General features: G+C 53.5%; 14 protein-coding genes. 13 read left to right on the top strand and 1 reads right to left on the bottom strand.

Translation table 11 applies throughout. From position 1 onward, the window contains the following. Positions 1-192: 192 nt before the first annotated feature. On the bottom strand, positions 193-1,332 hold the full coding sequence (gene queG, locus LY264_RS22160; RefSeq protein ID WP_048227209.1) for a tRNA epoxyqueuosine(34) reductase QueG: 1,140 nt from the start codon (positions 1,330-1,332) through the stop codon (positions 193-195). Between queG and nnr the strand changes: the two genes are divergently transcribed. The 13 genes from nnr (at position 1,331) to rnr (ending at position 16,514) form a co-directional block, all read left to right on the top strand. Continuing rightward, positions 1,331-2,878 (top strand): bifunctional ADP-dependent NAD(P)H-hydrate dehydratase/NAD(P)H-hydrate epimerase, encoded by a 1,548-nt coding sequence (gene nnr, locus LY264_RS22155; protein ID WP_048227208.1) that lies wholly within the window; start codon positions 1,331-1,333, stop codon positions 2,876-2,878. The genes queG and nnr overlap by 2 nt on opposite strands. Beyond that, a complete protein-coding gene (tsaE, locus tag LY264_RS22150) occupies positions 2,850-3,311 on the top strand; it encodes a tRNA (adenosine(37)-N6)-threonylcarbamoyltransferase complex ATPase subunit type 1 TsaE (protein WP_008786002.1) in 462 nt (153 codons plus the stop codon). Before nnr ends, tsaE begins: the two co-directional genes overlap by 29 nt. 16 nt (positions 3,312-3,327) lie before the next feature. After that, positions 3,328-4,653, top strand: coding sequence for an N-acetylmuramoyl-L-alanine amidase AmiB (gene amiB / locus LY264_RS22145; RefSeq protein ID WP_048227207.1), 1,326 nt, complete (start codon positions 3,328-3,330; stop codon positions 4,651-4,653). A 9-nt stretch (positions 4,654-4,662) separates the two neighbouring features. Then, positions 4,663-6,549, top strand: coding sequence for a DNA mismatch repair endonuclease MutL (gene mutL / locus LY264_RS22140; RefSeq protein ID WP_048227206.1), 1,887 nt, complete (start codon positions 4,663-4,665; stop codon positions 6,547-6,549). Beyond that, positions 6,542-7,492 (top strand): tRNA (adenosine(37)-N6)-dimethylallyltransferase MiaA, encoded by a 951-nt coding sequence (miaA, locus tag LY264_RS22135; protein ID WP_048227205.1) that lies wholly within the window; start codon positions 6,542-6,544, stop codon positions 7,490-7,492. Before mutL ends, miaA begins: the two co-directional genes overlap by 8 nt. An 84-nt stretch (positions 7,493-7,576) precedes the next feature. Next, a complete protein-coding gene (hfq, locus tag LY264_RS22130; protein ID WP_003025584.1) occupies positions 7,577-7,885 on the top strand; it encodes an RNA chaperone Hfq in 309 nt (102 codons plus the stop codon). Between the two features lie 74 nt (positions 7,886-7,959). Next, positions 7,960-9,240 carry a ribosome rescue GTPase HflX gene (gene hflX / locus LY264_RS22125; protein ID WP_003830495.1) on the top strand — a complete coding sequence of 427 codons (1,281 nt, stop codon included), beginning with the start codon at positions 7,960-7,962 and terminating at the stop codon, positions 9,238-9,240. Positions 9,241-9,429: 189 nt separating this feature from the next. After that, positions 9,430-10,683, top strand: a complete 1,254-nt coding sequence (gene hflK / locus LY264_RS22120; RefSeq protein ID WP_008786005.1) for an FtsH protease activity modulator HflK — start codon at positions 9,430-9,432, stop codon at positions 10,681-10,683. 2 nt (positions 10,684-10,685) lie between these two features. Next, a complete protein-coding gene (gene hflC / locus LY264_RS22115) occupies positions 10,686-11,690 on the top strand; it encodes a protease modulator HflC (protein ID WP_003830491.1) in 1,005 nt (334 codons plus the stop codon). A gap of 82 nt (positions 11,691-11,772) precedes the next feature. Next, positions 11,773-11,970: a DUF2065 domain-containing protein gene (locus LY264_RS22110; RefSeq protein WP_003025602.1), complete on the top strand. Its 198-nt coding sequence runs from the start codon at positions 11,773-11,775 to the stop codon at positions 11,968-11,970. Positions 11,971-12,072: 102 nt separating this feature from the next. Then, on the top strand, positions 12,073-13,371 hold the full coding sequence (purA, locus tag LY264_RS22105) for an adenylosuccinate synthase (protein ID WP_003025606.1): 1,299 nt from the start codon (positions 12,073-12,075) through the stop codon (positions 13,369-13,371). Between the two features lie 216 nt (positions 13,372-13,587). Beyond that, on the top strand, positions 13,588-14,013 hold the full coding sequence (nsrR, locus tag LY264_RS22100; protein WP_003830485.1) for a nitric oxide-sensing transcriptional repressor NsrR: 426 nt from the start codon (positions 13,588-13,590) through the stop codon (positions 14,011-14,013). Between the two features lie 38 nt (positions 14,014-14,051). Then, the gene (gene rnr / locus LY264_RS22095) at positions 14,052-16,514 is read left to right on the top strand and encodes a ribonuclease R (RefSeq protein WP_008786007.1); all 2,463 of its coding nucleotides are present in this window, start codon (positions 14,052-14,054) and stop codon (positions 16,512-16,514) included. Positions 16,515-16,556: the final 42 nt, after the last annotated feature.

Genomic DNA, 16,556 nt, shown 5'->3' with positions numbered 1-16,556 from the left:
TAAACAGACTTATCCACAGGTTCGGGTATTATTCCTGGAATGCAAAAAACTTCGCCGGGTGAATAGTATCATTTTAACTATTTGAAATTATTAATTTAATTATCATTTCAAATTGTTAATGCGATCACTTGACGATTTTTTCCCTCTTGAATATCAATGTGTTTTTATTTTTATACACAAGCTGTGGATGACTTAAGCATCGCGCGGCAGACCCTTCTCAATGACCCTGACCAAACGTTGTTTCTGCGGTAGCTGCACCTCAACTACGCAGGCATTTCGCTTCTCGATTTGCTGAGCAACCGCCCACTCTATGTGTTCGTCGAGAAGTGGGTGCTCACCTCTGCGACTTTCCAGTGCGCGAAGAATGGCTTCATTCCAGGGAGCATTACCCAACGCAACGGCGATATTTCGCAGCCAGCGCAGGTGGCCAATACGACGAATGGCAGACCCCTCCGTGACTTTTAAAAACCACGCTTCGCTCCAGCGAAACAGCTCTATTAACTCCGGAGCATGAAGCTGCTTGCGCGGGTTGAAGTCATCCTCTGCCGTCAACTGTGAATAGCGGTTCCACGGGCAAATGAGCTGGCAATCATCGCAGCCGTAAATTCGATTCCCCAACAATGGACGAAATTCTTCCGGGATCGCGCCTTCCAGTTCGATAGTGAGATAAGAGATACAGCGGCGCGCATCCACCGTGTAGGGTTCAACAATGGCCCCGGTGGGACAGATGGTCATGCAGGCGACGCATTTCCCACATCCTTCTTCTACTGGTTGGTCGATCGGTAGGGGTAAGTCGATCAGTAATTCCCCGAGGAAGAAAAATGAACCGGCTTCGCGATTGAGGATAAGTGAGTGCTTACCTGTCCAGCCAAGCCCGGCTTTTTCCGCTAACGGACGCTCAAGAATGGGCGCAGAATCGACAAAAGGTCTAAAATTCAGCGAAACGCAGTGCTGTTGAATCATCTCTCCCAGCTTTTTTAAGCGGTTACGTAGCAGCTTATGGTAGTCGCGCCCCAGCGCGTAACGGCTGACGTAACCCAGAGAAGGATTCTTCAACGTGCTGGCGAAGGCCGCATTGGCAGGAAGATAGTTCATACGTACGCTGATGACACGTAGCGTACCGGGCAATAATTCGTGAGGTCGGGCGCGCATCATGCCGTGACGGGCCATCCAGTCCATCTCGCCGTGGTATTGTTTATCCAGCCAGGCCTGCAGTTTGGGTTCCGCTTCGCTGAGGTCGGTATCGGCAATCCCGACCTGCTGAAAGCCAAGCTCCAGCCCCCACTGCTTAATATTTTGCGCTAACTGATTGAGATCGAGGGGCTCTGACATGACGGACCATACAATGAAGAAAAACCCCGCAAGTATACCACACTCCATCTGGCACGCCGATGACATCAGGCGGATGGAGCGAGAGGTGGCAGACAGTTCAGGGCTGACGCTGTACGAACTGATGCAACGGGCGGGAGAGGCGGCGTTTCAGGTCACTCGTGAGGCTTATCCGAACGCCCGGCACTGGCTGGTGCTATGTGGTCATGGCAACAACGGCGGTGATGGTTACGTAGTGGCAAGACTTGCCAAAGCGCTGGGTCTTGAAGTTACGTTGCTGGCGCAGGAAAGTGACAAACCGCTCCCCGAGGAGGCGCAGCAGGCGCGTGATGCCTGGCTTAACGCTGGTGGCGTCATTCACGCGGCGGATATCAATTGGCCAAATAACGTGGACGTCATTATTGATGCGCTGTCAGGCACTGGCTTAAAACATGCGCCGCGTGAGTCTCTCTCGGTATTGATTGAACGTGCCAATTCTCACCCAGCCCCCACCGTGGCGATAGATATTCCCTCCGGCCTGCTAGCGCAGACGGGAGCGACGCCGGGCGCGGTCATCAACGCAGCGCATACCATTACCTTTATTGCACTCAAGCCGGGCCTGCTCACCGGTAAAGCGCGCGATGTCACCGGGCGTCTGCATGTTAACGCACTTGGGCTGGACGACTGGCTGGCGGGGCAGAATGCGCCAATACAACGTTTTGATGCTCAACAGCTTGCACACTGGCTAACACCGCGTCGACCCACCTCGCACAAAGGCTCCCACGGTCGACTGGTGATTATCGGCGGTGACCACGGTACGGCAGGCGCAATACGCATGGCCGGGGAAGCCGCGCTGCGAGCAGGTGCCGGGCTGGTCAAAGTGCTGACGCGCAGTGAAAACATTGCGCCTATTTTGACAGCCAGACCGGAACTGATGGTCGATGCGCTGACGCCGCAGACGCTGGAAGAGAGCCTGGCGTGGGCGGATGTAGTGGTGATAGGCCCCGGGCTTGGTCAGCAGGAGTGGGGCAAAAAAGCGCTGCAAAAAGTGGAGAATTTTCGCAAACCGATGCTCTGGGATGCGGATGCGCTGAACCTGCTGGCAATCAACCCCGATAAACGTCACAATCGCGTGATCACGCCGCATCCAGGTGAAGCCGCGCGACTGCTGGGTTGTTCCATTGCAGAAATTGAAGACGATCGCTTACTTTGTGCACAACGTCTGGTAAAACGGTACGGAGGCGTGGTGGTGCTGAAAGGCGCGGGTACGGTTGTTGCTGCTGAACAGGCGGAGTTGGGTATTATTGATACCGGCAATGCCGGGATGGCCAGCGGCGGAATGGGGGATGTGCTTTCCGGTATTATTGGCGCATTGCTCGGACAGAAGCTTACCCCGTATGATGCAGCATGTGCGGGATGTGTTGCGCACGGAGCGGCGGCGGATGTGCTGGCGGCGCGTTTTGGTACGCGCGGCATGCTGGCGACAGATCTCTTTACCACGCTACAGCGTATTGTTAACCCTGATGTGATTGACGTTTATCATGATGAATCGAGTAATTCCACTACCTGATGAGCAGGCGACTTTAGACCTGGGACTGCGGGTAGCCAAAGCCTGTGACGGCGCGACGGTTATATATTTGTACGGCGACCTGGGGGCGGGTAAAACCACCTTCAGCCGAGGATTTCTGCAGGCGTTAGGTCATAAAGGTAATGTAAAAAGCCCCACCTACACGCTGGTTGAGCCCTATTCACTCGATAACTTGATGGTATATCACTTCGATTTATACCGACTTGCGGACCCAGAGGAGCTGGAATTTATGGGGATCCGCGATTATTTTGCCAATGATGCCATCTGCCTGGTGGAATGGCCGCAACAAGGTAAAGGTGTACTGCCAGACCCGGACGTCGAAATACACATTGAATACCAGGCGCAAGGTCGAGAGGCGCGTGTAAGCGCAGTCTCCTCATCAGGTGATTTATTGCTGGCGCGTTTAGCCGATTAACCTTAAGGGTGGCGGGATGATTTATCGCATCAGAAACTGGCTGATGGCAACCCTGGTCCTGCTGTGCGCGCAGGCAGGGGCCGCCAGCCTCTCCGATCTTCAGGTGTCCAATGGCGATCAACAGGCGCGGATTACGCTGAGCTTTATTGGCGATCCTGAATATGCCGTTTCGCAGGACGGGAAACGAACCGTCGCGCTGGATATTAAACAAACCGGTGTGATTCAGGGGTTACCGCTGCTGTTTAGCGGCAATAATCTGGTGAAATCTATCCGTTCCGGCACGCCAAAAGATGCGCAGTCTCTGCGCCTGGTGGTGGATTTAACCGAGAACGGTAAAGCCGAAGCAGTAAAACGCCAGAACGGCGGCAATTATACCGTCGTGTTTACCATCAACGCTGATGCGCCGCCGCCTCCACCTCCCGTGGTTGCAAAGCGTGTTGAAGCGCCGATTGTTGCCCCACGTCCTGTCGAGCCAGCGCGCAATCCGTTTAAAGCAGAAAACGATCGCACTACGGCTGTGACTAACAGCAATACCTCCACGCGCCCTGCGGCGCGCGCCAGTTCCAGCAACGGCGATAAAGTGGTGATTGCCATTGATGCCGGACACGGTGGACAGGATCCTGGCGCTATTGGTCCTGGCGGCACGCGTGAGAAAAACGTCACGATTGCCGTGGCGCGCAAGCTGCGCAGTTTGCTCAATGATGATCCGATGTTTAAAGGCGTACTCACCCGTGATGGTGATTACTTTATCTCGGTGATGGGGCGTTCAGACGTCGCGCGTAAACAAAACGCCAATTTCCTGGTTTCTATTCACGCGGATGCCGCGCCAAATCGTGATGCCACAGGTGCTTCCGTTTGGGTGCTGTCAAACCGTCGGGCGAACAGTGAGATGGCCGGCTGGCTGGAACAGCACGAGAAGCAATCGGAGTTGTTGGGCGGCGCGGGCGATGTGCTGGCAAACAGCCAGTCCGATCCTTACCTCAGCCAGGCCGTACTGGATCTGCAGTTCGGTCATTCGCAGCGCGTAGGGTATGATGTGGCGACTAGCATGATCGGCCAGTTAGAACGTATTGGTTCGATGCATAAGCGTCGTCCAGAACACGCCAGTCTTGGCGTACTGCGTTCGCCTGATATCCCGTCAGTGTTGGTTGAAACTGGCTTTATCAGTAACAACAGCGAAGAACGTCTGTTGGCGAGCGATGATTACCAGCAGCAACTGGCTGAGGCGATTTACAAAGGATTGCGTAACTATTTCCAGGCGCACCCGATGCAAACCGGGCCGCAGGGCGCACCGGCGCAAACCGCCAGCGCCATATCGCCGGGTAACACGTTAACAAATTAAGGATTAGCCATGCCGATTCAGGTTCTACCGCCACAGCTGGCGAACCAGATTGCCGCAGGCGAGGTGGTAGAACGGCCTGCGTCAGTGGTGAAAGAGCTGGTGGAAAACAGCATCGATGCCGGTGCGACGCGCATTGATATCGATATTGAACGCGGCGGCGCGAAGCTTATCCGTATTCGTGACAACGGCTGCGGGATTAAAAAAGACGAGCTGGCGTTGGCGTTGGCGCGTCATGCCACCAGTAAAATAGCCTCGCTTGACGATCTTGAAGCCATCGTAAGCCTCGGATTTCGCGGTGAAGCGCTGGCCAGTATCAGCTCCGTGTCTCGTTTAACCCTGACGTCGCGTACGCAAGAACAACCCGAAGCCTGGCAGGCGTATGCCGAAGGGCGTGACATGGATGTCACAGTTAAACCCGCTGCGCATCCGGTGGGAACCACGCTGGAGGTGCTGGATCTGTTCTACAACACCCCGGCGCGGCGCAAATTTATGCGCACCGAGAAAACCGAATTTAATCATATCGACGAGATTATTCGCCGCATTGCGCTGGCGCGTTTTGATGTGACGATAAATTTGTCGCACAACGGCAAAGTGGTGCGTCAGTACAGGGCAGTGGCCGCGGATGGGCAGAAAGAGCGCCGACTGGGCGCGATTTGCGGCACGCCGTTTCTGGAGCATGCGCTGGCGATCGAATGGCAGCATGGTGATTTAACATTGCGCGGCTGGGTGGCCGATCCTAACCACACAACGGCAGCACTGGCAGAAATCCAGTACTGCTACGTGAATGGTCGGATGATGCGCGACCGGCTGATCAACCATGCTATCCGCCAGGCCTGTGAAGATAAGCTGGGAGCCGATCAACAGCCCGCTTTTGTGTTGTATCTGGAAATCGATCCGCATCAAGTGGATGTCAACGTACACCCAGCTAAACATGAGGTCCGTTTCCATCAATCCCGGCTGGTGCACGATTTTATTTACCAGGGCGTGTTGAGTGTCCTGCAACAGCAGCTTGAAACGCCGCTGCCGTTGGCTGATGACGACGAACCCGCCCCAAGGCACATTCCGGAAAACCGCGTTGCTGCTGGACGCAACCATTTTGCCGAGCCGGCTCCCGCGCGTGAACCTGCGACACCGCGGTACTCAGCATCCGCTGGCACTGGAAGTGGCAATAGTGGTGGCAGTAGTGGTGGCGGTGGCCGTCAGGCGGAAGCCAGTTGGCCTCATGCTCAACCCGGATACCAAAAGCAGCAGGGCGAAATTTATCAGCAACTGATGCAGACGCCTGCTCCAACGCGTAAAACGCCGGTCTCTGAAACGCCATCGACGCCTCTGACTGGCAACAGTCAGGGCTTTGGCCGGGTGCTAACGATTGTTGGTGCAGACTGCGCGTTACTCGAGTGTGATGGCCATATTCGGTTGTTGGCATTACCGGTGGCTGAGCGTTGGTTGCGTCAGGCGCAGTTAACGCCGGGTCAGGGAGCGGTTTGTGCTCAACCGTTACTGATCCCTTTACGTCTAAAAGTGACCGCTGATGAAAAAGCGGCACTGCAAAAAGGACAGAGCCAACTGGCTGAGTTGGGCATTGAATTTCAGCTGGATGCGCAGCATGTGACCATCCGGGCGGTGCCTTTACCCTTACGCCAACAAAATTTACAAATCTTGATTCCTGAACTGATAGGCTACCTGGCGCAGCAATCCGTATTCGAGCCGGGCAATATTGCACAGTGGATCGCACGTAACCTGATGAGCGAGCATCCACAGTGGAGCATGGCACAGGCGATTACGCTGTTAGCGGATGTTGAGCGGCTCTGCCCACAACTCGTGAAGGCACCGCCGGGTGGTCTGTTACAACCTGTTGATTTACATTCGGTATTGAATGCCCTGAAACATGAGTGATACCCGTAAGGCGAGCCTGCCAAAGGCGATTTTTTTGATGGGGCCAACGGCCTCCGGTAAAACGGCATTAGCAATTGAATTGCGTAAAGTTTTGCCCATAGAGTTGATAAGCGTTGATTCCGCCCTTATTTACAAGGGGATGGATATCGGTACAGCTAAGCCTGATGCAGCTGAATTACAGGCCGCACCGCACCGATTGCTGGATATCCGCGATCCATCGCAGGCGTACTCCGCTGCGGATTTTCGTCGCGATGCGTTAGCCGAGATGGCCGACATCACCGCCGCGGGCCGTATCCCGTTGCTGGTGGGCGGCACAATGTTATATTTCAAAGCCTTGCTTGAAGGACTGTCGCCGTTACCGTCGGCGGACCCGGTAGTCAGGGCCAGAATTGAGCAGCAGGCGGCAGAGCAGGGTTGGGACGCGTTACACCGACAGCTTCAGGACATCGATCCCGTGGCAGCGGCGCGTATTCATCCAAATGATCCGCAAAGACTTTCCCGGGCACTGGAAGTTTTTTTCATTTCGGGTAAAACTTTAACGGAGCTGACGCAAACGTCAGGAGATGCTTTGCCGTATCAGGTGCATCAGTTTGCAATCGCCCCGGCGAGCCGTGAACTGCTCCATCAGCGAATTGAGCAGCGTTTTCATCAGATGTTAGCTTCAGGTTTTGAAGCAGAAGTCCGGGCGCTTTTTGCCCGTGGAGATTTGCATACGGATTTGCCTTCCATTCGTTGTGTAGGGTATCGCCAGATGTGGTCATACATTGAAGGTGAAATTTCATACGATGAAATGGTTTATAGAGGTGTTTGCGCCACGAGGCAGTTGGCGAAGCGACAGGTAACCTGGTTGCGTGGTTGGGAAGGGGTGCACTGGCTTGACAGTGAAAAGCCTGACCAGGCGCGAAACGAAGTATTACAGGTTGTTGGTGCTATCGCGAACTGAATGTGTACAATTGAAACGTATCGTGCGCAATTTTTCAGAATCGAAAGGTTCAAAGTACAAATAAGCATATAAGGAAAAGAGAGAATGGCTAAGGGGCAATCTTTACAAGATCCGTTCCTGAACGCACTGCGTCGGGAACGTGTTCCAGTTTCTATTTATTTGGTGAATGGTATTAAGCTGCAAGGTCAAATCGAGTCTTTTGATCAGTTCGTGATCCTGTTGAAAAACACGGTCAGCCAGATGGTTTATAAGCACGCGATTTCTACTGTTGTCCCGTCTCGTCCGGTTTCTCATCACAGCAATAATGCCACCGGCGGCACAGGCAGCAACTACCATCACGGTAGCAACGCGCAAGGTTCATCTGCGCAACAGGACAGCGAAGAAACCGAATAAGGTTATTAGCTGTTTTACATACGGGGAGCCAGCGATCCTGTGTTCCCCGTTGATTTATATTAAGGGGTTGACGCTTGTTTGACCGTTATGATGCCGGTGAGCAGGCGGTACTGGTACACATCTATTTTTCGCAAGACAAAGATATGGAAGACCTCCAGGAGTTTGAATCTCTGGTTTCTTCCGCCGGTGTCGAAGCAATGCAGGTGATTACCGGGAGCCGTAAAGCACCGCACCCGAAGTATTTTGTTGGTGAAGGTAAGGCAATCGAAATTGCCGAGGCCGTAAAAGCGACTGGCGCTGCGGTGGTGATTTTTGATCATGCTCTAAGCCCTGCCCAGGAACGTAACCTGGAACAGTTGTGCCAGTGTCTTGTTATCGACAGGACTGGTCTCATTTTAGATATTTTTGCCCAGCGTGCGCGAACCCATGAGGGTAAGTTGCAGGTTGAGCTGGCGCAGTTGCGCCATATGGCTACGCGTCTGGTTCGTGGCTGGACTCACCTTGAACGGCAAAAGGGCGGGATTGGTTTGCGCGGCCCGGGTGAAACCCAGCTCGAAACCGACCGTCGTTTGCTGCGTAATCGCATTTTGCAGATACAGTCGCGCCTGGAAAAAGTTGAAAAGCAACGTGAGCAGGGGCGACAGTCGCGCAAGAAAGCGGATGTCCCAACCGTATCACTGGTGGGATATACCAACGCCGGAAAATCCACCCTGTTCAACCAGATCACCGAAGCCCAGGTCTACGCAGCAGATCAGCTGTTTGCGACCCTGGACCCGACGCTACGCAGAATAGACGTTGCGGACGTGGGTGAGACTGTGCTGGCGGATACCGTTGGGTTTATCCGTCATTTGCCGCACGACCTGGTGGCGGCGTTTAAGGCCACCTTGCAGGAAACACGTCAGGCGACATTGCTGCTGCACGTTATTGATGCAGCAGATTTTCGTGTGCAGGAAAACATTGAGGCCGTCGATACGGTGCTCGAAGAGATCGATGCGCATGAGATCCCGACCCTGCTGGTGATGAATAAAATCGATATGTTGGATGACTTTGAGCCGCGTATCGACAGAGATGAAGAGAATAAACCCATTCGCGTTTGGGTATCAGCGCAAACGGGGATTGGTATACCACAACTTTTTCAGGCTTTGACTGAGCGACTTTCCGGTGAGGTGGCGCAGCATACGTTGCGTTTGCCGCCGCAGGAAGGGCGTTTGAGAAGCCGGTTTTATCAACTTCAGGCAATAGAAAAAGAGTGGATGGAGGAGGACGGCAGCGTAGGTCTGCAGGTTCGTATGCCGATCGTAGACTGGCGTCGCCTCTGTAAACAAGAACCGGCACTGGAAGACTATGTTGTCTGATCTGACGGATATGGCCTGAAGATTTTTTCGCCTCTATACCTTGTGGATTTTGTGCGGCAGGAAGGCGGCAAGTCCTGAAATCTCCAGGAGCATAGTCAACTATGTGACTGGCGTTGAGGGACGCAGCCAACGCAACGGCAGCGCAAAAGACGCAGGTATAGCATCGCATAACAAATATGGAGCACAAAAATGGCGTGGAATCAGCCCGGTAATAACGGACAAGACCGCGACCCCTGGGGAAGCAGCAAACCTGGCGGCAACCCTGAGGGAAATGGAAACAAAGGTGGTCGCGAGCAGGGACCTCCCGATCTGGACGATATCTTCCGCAAACTGAGTAAAAAGCTCGGTGGTCTGGGTGGCGGTAAAGGTACTGGCTCTGGCGGCGGTAGTTCATCGCAAGGCCCGCGTCCGCAACTGGGCGGTCGAGTCTTTACTATCGCAGCGGCCGCTATCGTCATTATCTGGGCGGCCAGCGGTTTCTATACCATTAAAGAAGCGGAACGCGGCGTGGTGACACGCTTCGGTAAATTCAGCCATTTGGTTGAACCGGGTCTGAACTGGAAACCGACCTTTGTCGATGAAGTGACACCGGTCAACGTTGAAGCCGTGCGTGAACTTGCCGCATCCGGCGTCATGCTGACCTCTGACGAAAACGTCGTGCGCGTCGAAATGAACGTACAGTACCGCGTGACCGATCCGCAGCGTTACCTGTTTAGCGTAACCAGCGCGGATGACAGTCTGCGTCAGGCTACCGACAGTGCTCTGCGTGGGGTTATCGGTAAATACACCATGGACCGTATCCTGACCGAAGGGCGTACCGTTATTCGTAGCGATACCCAACGTGAACTGGAAGAAACGATCCGTCCGTACAACATGGGTATTACCCTGCTGGACGTCAACTTCCAGGCTGCACGTCCGCCGGAAGAAGTAAAAGCCGCGTTTGACGATGCTATCGCAGCACGTGAAAACGAACAGCAGTACATCCGTGAAGCGGAAGCGTACACCAACGAAGTTCAGCCGCGTGCAAACGGTCAGGCGCAGCGTATTCTGGAAGAAGCGCGTGCGTATAAGACTCAGACAATCCTGGAAGCACAGGGTGAAGTGGCTCGCTTCGCAAAAATTCTGCCGGAATATAAAGCCGCACCGCAAATTACCCGCGAGCGTCTGTATATCGAAACCATGGAAAAAGTGCTGAGCAATACCCGCAAAGTCCTGGTTAACGATAAAGGCAGCAATTTGATGGTTCTGCCGCTGGATCAAATGCTGAAAGGTGGTAGTGCGCCAGCAGCAAAGACTGACAGCAGTTCAAACCTGCTGCGTCTGCCGCCAGCAACGACTTCCAGCACTGGAGCAAGCAACACATCGTCCACCAGTCAGGGCGATATTATGGATCAACGCCGCGCGAATGCGCAGCGTAACGACTACCAGCGTCAGGGGGAATAACGATGCGTAAGTCAGTTATTGCGATTATCATCATCGTTCTGGTAGTTCTGTTCATGTCTGTCTTTGTGGTCAAAGAAGGCGAGCGCGGTATTACTCTGCGCTTTGGTAAAGTTCTGCGTGACGATGAAAACAAGCCGCTGGTCGTAGCACCTGGCCTGCACTTCAAGATTCCGTTTATTGAATCTGTGAAGATGCTGGATGCGCGTATTCAGACCATGGACAACCAGGCCGATCGCTTTGTTACCAAAGAGAAGAAAGACCTGATCGTTGACTCCTACATCAAGTGGCGCATCAGTGACTTTAGCCGTTACTACCTGGCAACGGGCGGTGGCGATGTTTCTCAGGCGGAAGTCCTGCTGAAACGTAAGTTCTCTGACCGTCTGCGTTCTGAAATTGGTCGTCTGGACGTGAAGGACATCGTTACCGATTCCCGCGGTCGTCTGACCCTGGAAGTTCGTGACGCGCTGAACTCCGGTTCTGCTGGCACGGAAGACGAAGTGGCGACTCCGGCAGCAGATAGCGCGATTGCCGAAGCGGCTGAACGTGTTCAGGCTGAAACGAACGGTAAAGTACCGGTCATCAACCCGAACAGTATGGCGGCATTGGGCATCGAAGTTGTTGACGTGCGTATTAAGCAAATCAACCTGCCTGCTGAAGTGTCCGAGGCTATCTACAACCGTATGCGCGCTGAGCGTGAAGCGGTAGCGCGTCGCCATCGTTCACAAGGCCAGGAAGAGGCGGAAAAACTGCGTGCAACGGCTGACTATGAAGTCACTAAAACGCTGGCAGAATCTGAGCGTCAGGGCCGTATTATGCGCGGTGAAGGCGATGCAGAAGCCGCTAAGCTGTTTGCCGATGCGTTCAGTCAGGATCCGGACTTCTACGCCTTCATCCGTAGCCTGCGTGCTTACGAGAAGAGCTTTGAAGGGAATCAGGACGTAATGGTCATGAGCCCAGACAGCGATTTCTTCCGCTACATGAAGACACCAAATACCGCGACACGCTAATCGCGTTCCAGCGGTTTTAAAGCAGCAAAACCACCGGCATCTCCAGGGATGCGGTGGTTTTCTTTTTATATAAGGGCGATGGATGAATTCAACAATTTTGCTGGCGCTCGCGCTGGTTTTGGTGCTGGAAGGGCTGGGTCCGATGCTTTATCCCAGCGCATGGAAGAAAATGATCTCTGCAATGGCGCAACTTCCCGAAAATATTTTGCGTCGTTTTGGTGGAGGTCTTGTGGTTGCGGGCGTTGTGGTCTACTACATGTTGAGGAAAACGATTGGCTGATCAATAAGTAGACTAATTTGCGGATTTTCGCATGCAAAAAGTGCTGTATATCTGAAAAAGCGGTGGTAGAATCCATTTTTAAGCAAACGGTGATTTTGAAAAATGGGTAACAACGTCGTCGTACTGGGCACCCAATGGGGTGACGAAGGTAAAGGGAAGATCGTCGATCTTCTGACTGAACGGGCTAAATATGTTGTGCGCTACCAGGGTGGTCACAACGCAGGCCATACTCTCGTAATCAACGGTGAAAAAACCGTCCTCCATCTTATTCCATCAGGCATTCTTCGCGAAAACGTAATCAGCATCATCGGTAACGGTGTTGTTCTGTCTCCGTCCGCGCTGATGAAAGAAATGAAAGGACTGGAAGATCGTGGTATCCCGGTTCGCGAGCGCCTGCTGCTGTCTGAAGCTTGTCCGCTGATCCTTGATTATCACGTTGCGTTGGATAACGCTCGTGAGAAAGCGCGTGGCGAGAAAGCGATCGGTACTACCGGTCGTGGTATCGGTCCGGCTTATGAAGACAAAGTAGCTCGTCGCGGTCTGCGTGTTGGCGATCTGTTTGATAAAGCAACTTTCGCTGAAAAACTGAAAGAAGTGATGGAATATCACAACTTCCAGCTGGTGAATTTCTATAAAGTTGAAGCAGTTGACTACCAGAAAGTGCTGGATGATGTGATGGCTATCGCCGACATCCTGACCTCAATGGTTGTTGATGTTTCCGATCTGCTGGACCAGGCGCGTAAGCGTGGCGATTTCGTCATGTTTGAAGGTGCGCAGGGTACGCTGCTGGATATCGACCACGGTACCTATCCGTACGTAACGTCCTCCAACACCACCGCAGGTGGCGTAGCAACCGGCTCCGGCCTGGGCCCACGTTATGTGGACTACGTTCTGGGTATCATCAAAGCTTACTCTACTCGTGTAGGTGCGGGTCCGTTCCCGACTGAGCTGTTTGATGACGTTGGCGAGTTCCTGTGCAAACAAGGTAACGAGTATGGCGCGACCACCGGTCGTCGTCGTCGTACCGGTTGGCTGGATTCCGTTGCTGTACGCCGTGCAGTACAGATTAACTCCCTGTCTGGCTTCTGCCTGACCAAACTGGACGTACTGGACGGTTTGAAAGAGGTGAAAATCTGTGTTGCTTACCGTATGCCGGATGGCCGCGAAGTAACGACTACTCCGCTGGCAGCTGACGACTGGAAAGGTATCGAGCCGATTTACGAAACCATGCCGGGTTGGTCTGAATCCACCTTCGGCGTGAAGGAACGTAGCGGTCTGCCGCAGGCAGCGCTGAACTACATCAAGCGTATTGAAGAACTGACCGGTGTGCCGATTGATATTATCTCAACTGGCCCAGACCGTACTGAAACCATGATCCTGCGCGACCCGTTCGACGCATAATTCTGGTTATAGCGTAGCGTCAAACGGCGCTGCGCTTGCACTAATTTAGGCCGGATAAGGTGCTTTGCATCAGAATCCGGCTTAAAATCACGTAAGTTCCTCGCTTTTTTCCTTCCCGAACTGAAATAAATTAGCGACCTGGCTGGTGGCTGGTTTATCATCAATGTAATTAATACTACCAGGTTTATCCGTTTTATCCCTTTTCCTGAGGTTGATGTGCAGTTAACAAGTTTCACCGATTACGGATTACGTGCGCTAATCTACATGGCGTCACTTCCCGAAGGACGTATGACCAGTATTTCTGAGGTGACAGAAGTCTACGGCGTGTCCCGTAATCATATGGTCAAAATAATCAATCAACTTAGCCGGGCGGGCTTTGTTACTGCTATTCGAGGAAAAAATGGCGGTATCCGCCTGGGTAAACCCGCTAAGGATATTGGTATTGGTGATGTGGTTCGCGAGCTGGAACCCTTATCGTTGGTCAACTGTAGCAGCGAGTTTTGCCACATTACCCCGGCCTGTCGACTCAAACAGGCGCTTTCTAAAGCAGTGCAAAGTTTTCTCACGGAACTGGACAACTACACACTTGCTGATTTGGTTGAAAAGAATCAACCGCTTTATAAATTATTGCTGGTGGAGTAACGACTCCCGCCAGCAGCGATGATGACGGAGGAACCGACATGTCACAAGATCCTTTCCAGGAACGCGAAGCAGAAAAATACGCGAATCCTATCCCGAGCCGGGAATTTATCCTCGAACATTTAACTAAACGTGAAAAGCCGGCCAACCGCGATGAGCTGGCCGCTGAACTCAATATTGAAGGTGAAGAGCAGCAAGAAGCGCTGCGTCGTCGCCTGCGCGCGATGGAGCGTGACGGACAACTGGTCTTCACCCGTCGTCAATGCTATGCGCTGCCGGAGCGTCTCGACCTGCTGAAAGGTACCGTTATTGGCCACCGTGATGGCTACGGCTTTCTGCGCGTTGAAGGCCGCAAAGATGACCTGTATCTGTCCAGCGAGCAAATGAAAACCTGCATTCATGGCGATCAGGTGCTGGCGCAGCCGTTGGGCGCGGACCGTAAAGGTCGCCGCGAAGCGCGTATTGTGCGCGTACTGGTGCCGAAAACCAGCCAGATTGTCGGCCGCTACTTCACCGACGCTGGTGTTGGATTTGTCGTCCCAGACGACAGCCGCCTGAGCTTCGATATTCTGATCCCGCCGGAAGAGGTAATGGGCGCTCGTATGGGCTTTGTGGTTGTCGTTGAACTGACCCAGCGTCCAACTCGCCGCACTAAAGCGGTGGGTAAAATTGTTGAAGTGCTGGGTGACAACATGGGAACCAGCATGGCCGTTGATATGGCCCTGCGTACTCATGAAATCCCATATATCTGGCCGCAGGCGGTTGAGAAACAGGTCGCCGGGCTGAAAGAAGAAGTGCCGGAAGAGGCGAAAGTAGGACGTGTCGATCTGCGCTCCCTGCCGCTGGTGACTATCGATGGCGAAGATGCGCGCGACTTCGACGATGCGGTTTATTGCGAGAAGAAACGCGGCGGTGGTTGGCGTTTATGGGTGGCGATTGCTGACGTAAGCTATTACGTTCGCCCGCCGACTCCGCTGGACCAGGAAGCGCGTAGCCGTGGCACATCCGTTTACTTCCCGTCGCAGGTTGTTCCGATGCTGCCGGAAGTGCTGTCTAACGGATTGTGTTCACTCAACCCGCAGGTGGACCGGTTGTGTATGGTCTGTGAAATGACCATTTCGTCGAAAGGCCGTTTAACCGGCTTTAAATTCTACGAAGCGGTCATGAGTTCTCACGCACGTCTGACCTACACCAAGGTCTGGCACATGCTGCAGGGCGACCAGGAGCTGCGTGAGCAGTACGCACCGCTGGTTAAACACATTGAAGAGCTGCATAACCTCTACAAAGTGCTGGATAAGGCCCGTGAAGAGCGTGGCGGTATCTCGTTTGAAAGTGAAGAGGCGAAGTTTATCTTCAATGCTGAACGCCGTATTGAGCGTATCGAGCAGACGCAGCGTAACGACGCGCACAAGCTGATTGAAGAGTGCATGATCATGGCGAACATCTCCGCGGCACGATTCGTTGAGAAAGCCAAAGAGCCAGCGCTGTTCCGTATTCACGATAAGCCGACGACCGAAGCGATTAACTCGTTCCGTTCCGTCCTGTCAGAGCTGGGGCTGGAGCTGCCTGGTGGCAACAAACCTGAGCCGCGTGATTACGCTGAACTGCTGGAGTCGATTGCTGACCGTCCTGACGCAGAAATGCTGCAAACCATGCTGCTGCGTTCGATGAAGCAGGCAATTTACGATCCGGAAAACCGTGGTCACTTTGGCCTGGCGCTGCAATCTTATGCACACTTTACTTCACCGATTCGTCGTTACCCGGATCTCTCCTTGCACCGGGCGATTAAGTATCTGCTGGCGCAGGAGCAGGGCCATAAGGGCAACACCACGGAAACCGGTGGCTACCATTATTCGATGGAAGAGATGCTGCAACTGGGTCAGCACTGTTCGATGGCCGAGCGCCGTGCTGATGAAGCCACGCGTGATGTCTCTGACTGGCTGAAGTGCGACTTTATGCTGGACCAGGTGGGTAATGTCTTCAAAGGCGTGATTGCCAGCGTGACCGGATTTGGTTTCTTTGTCCGTCTTGATGAACTGTTTATCGACGGTCTGGTGCATGTCTCCTCTCTGGATAACGACTACTATCGTTTCGACCAGGTTGGGCAGCGCCTGACGGGGGAATCCAGCGGCCAGATGTATCGCCTGGGCGATCGCGTGGAAGTTCGCGTGGAAGCAGTCAACATGGACGAGCGTAAGATCGACTTCAGCTTGATCTCCAGCGAACGTGCGCCGCGTAATGAAGGTAAAACCGCCCGCGAAAAAGCCAAAAAAGGCGATGCGGGTAAAAATACCGGTAAACGTCGTCAGATGGGCAAAAAGGTGAATTTCGAGCCGGACAGCGCTTTCCGCGGCGAGAAGAAAGGCAGAGCCAAACCTCAGGCGGATAAGAATGCGGCTGAGAAGAAAGGCGATAAAAAAGCGAAAAAGCCCTCGGCAAAAACGCTTAAAATTGCTGCCGCCACTAAAGCTAAACGTGCGGCGAAAAAGAAAGTCGCACAATAACAGCCATAGACTGTAAGTCGGGCAACCTTCGCGTTGCCCGGC

Origin of the sequence: Citrobacter portucalensis, from assembly GCF_023374935.1 — a bacterium.
In the GTDB taxonomy this organism is placed as follows: Bacteria; Pseudomonadota; Gammaproteobacteria; order Enterobacterales; family Enterobacteriaceae; genus Citrobacter; species Citrobacter portucalensis.
This window is presented reverse-complemented; position numbering and strand designations above follow the sequence as displayed.